Raw genomic sequence first — 2,049 nt, forward strand, 5'->3', positions numbered from 1 at the left:
CCGGCGTCGCCGAGGCCGGCGTGGCCGCGCTCGAGCGCTGGATCGCCGCGGCGCCGACGCCCGACCCGGCGTTGGCGCAGGCCTGGAACCAGCGACTCGACCACTTGCGCCGCCTCGCCGCCGCCTGGCGCCTGGAAGCGGCGCAATGGCGGTTGCTGCAACAGCAGGGCGAGGACCTGCTGCAACGCTACAGGAACATCCGCGACGTGCTGCTGCCGGCCTGGCGCCAGGCCGCCGTCACGCCGCAGGCAGCGCAGGGCAGGGACCACGTGGCCCGCGCCGCACAGGCGCAGCAACACATCCTGGCCGAACTGCAGGCCATGCGGGCTAGACTGCGCTGAGCCTGCGCCGCCGCCGCGAATCGCTATCGAAGGAGAACCATGATGACCGAGGAACACCCGCTGACGCCGCAGAGCCTGCCGCTGCAACCCGACGAAGCCGAGCTCAAGGCGCTCGGCCTGGTGCCGGACGATCGTGCGCAGATCGCCGCGCTGGCGCAGGGCCTGCGCGAACTCACGCCCGGCAGCCTGCACCTGTTCGGCACCGAGGTCGCCGCGCAGACCGCCGCGTTCTCCAGCCAGTTGCTGGACCAGGTCCGCAACCGCGACCTGGAGGCCAGCGGCGACAAGCTCGGCGAAGTGGTGCGGATCGCGCGCGCGCTCAAGCTCGACCAGCTCGGCGAGCGCTCGCGGGTGCCGCTGATCGGCGGCCTGATCGATCGCCTGCGCGCGTCCAAGGACGAGCTGGTGCAGAAGTTCAGCGACACCAACCGGCAGATCGAACAACTGCTGCGCGACGTCGGCGCGCAGCAGGCCAACCTCGGCCAGCGCGTGGGCGAATTCGACCGCATGCACCAGATGGTGCAGGCCGAGCGCCGCGAACTGGGCCTGCACGTCGCTGCCGGCAAGCTGCGCCTGGCCGAACTGCAGCAACAGCACCTGGCGCTGGCGGGCCAGGACGATCCGCAGGCGCGCGGCCAGCGCGCCGAGATCGATACCGCCCTGCGCCTGCTCGACAAGCGCGTCGGCGACCTGCAGGTGATGCAGCACGCGGCCGAGCAGGCGCTGCCGATGATCCGGCTGATCCAGGCCAACGCGCTGCAACTGATCGAGAAGTTCAACACCGTCCGCGACATCACCATCCCGTCGTGGAAGCGCCAGTTCGCGATCCAGCTGTCGCTGCACGAGCAGCAGAACGCGGCGGCGCTGTCCAACGCCATCGACGATGCCACCAACGACATCATGCGCCGCAACGCCGACCTGCTGCGGCAGGCCTCGGTGGACACGGCGCGCGCCAACCAACGCGCGGTGATCGACATGGACACGCTGCGCCACGTGCACGAGCAACTGATCGCCACGGTGGAGGAGGTGCGCGAGATCCACCGCGACGGCATGCAGCAGCGGCGCGCCGCCGAGGTCGAGCTGAGCCGGCTTCGCGACGACCTGCAGCGGCGCCTGGCCGCGCCGGCGCAGCCGGGCTGACGCGCGCGCCCGCCGATGGGCGCTCGACGCCCCACCCACCCATGTAGAGCGGCTTCAGCCGCGACAGACACCTCCACTCCCGCGCACGCCAGGCGTCGCGGCCAAGCGTCCTGTACAGCGCGGTTGCGCCGCGAATTGCCAGCGAACAGGCCAGGCAATACGCCTAACCGCGATCCTCCCGCAACTCGCCGGCCAACCACCCGGCCAACGCCTCCACCCGTGGATCCTGCTGCTCCCGCCGCGCGCACAGCGCCCACTGCCCGCCGGTGTCGACGAAGCCCCACGGCGCCAGCAGGCGGCCGTTGGCCAGGTCGTCGGCGACCAGCGGCTGCGGCGCGATCGCCACGCCGATCCCGGCCAGCGCCGCCTCCAGCAGGTAGTACAGGTGTTCGAAGCCGGTGCCGTAGCACAACTGCGCCGGCGCCAGGCCTTGCGACTCGGCCCAGGCCGGCCAGGCCTGCGGGCGCGACACCGTATGCAGCAGCGGCAGTCCCTGCAGTGCCGCCGGCGCGGCCGCGGTCAGGGCCGGCGCCTGCGGCAGGGCCGGGCTGAGCACCGGGCCGATCCG

General features: G+C 72.3%; 2 protein-coding genes and 1 pseudogene. 2 read left to right on the top strand and 1 reads right to left on the bottom strand.

Going from position 1 to position 2,049, the window contains the following annotated elements:
- Positions 1-341 (top strand): annotated as a pseudogene (locus tag D180_RS09680) (hypothetical protein); the annotation flags it as partial.
- Between the two features lie 42 nt (positions 342-383).
- Positions 384-1,481: a toxic anion resistance protein gene (locus tag D180_RS09685; protein WP_232760422.1), complete on the top strand. Its 1,098-nt coding sequence runs from the start codon at positions 384-386 to the stop codon at positions 1,479-1,481.
- Between the two features lie 163 nt (positions 1,482-1,644).
- Here the strand turns inward: D180_RS09685 and D180_RS09690 are convergent.
- A partial coding sequence (locus tag D180_RS09690) for a LysR substrate-binding domain-containing protein (RefSeq protein ID WP_017912634.1) occupies positions 1,645-2,049 on the bottom strand: 405 nt, incomplete at its 5' end.

The sequence above is a fragment of the Xanthomonas sp. SHU 166 genome, assembly GCF_000364685.1.
GTDB classification, from domain to species: Bacteria; Pseudomonadota; Gammaproteobacteria; order Xanthomonadales; family Xanthomonadaceae; genus Xanthomonas_A; species Xanthomonas_A sontii.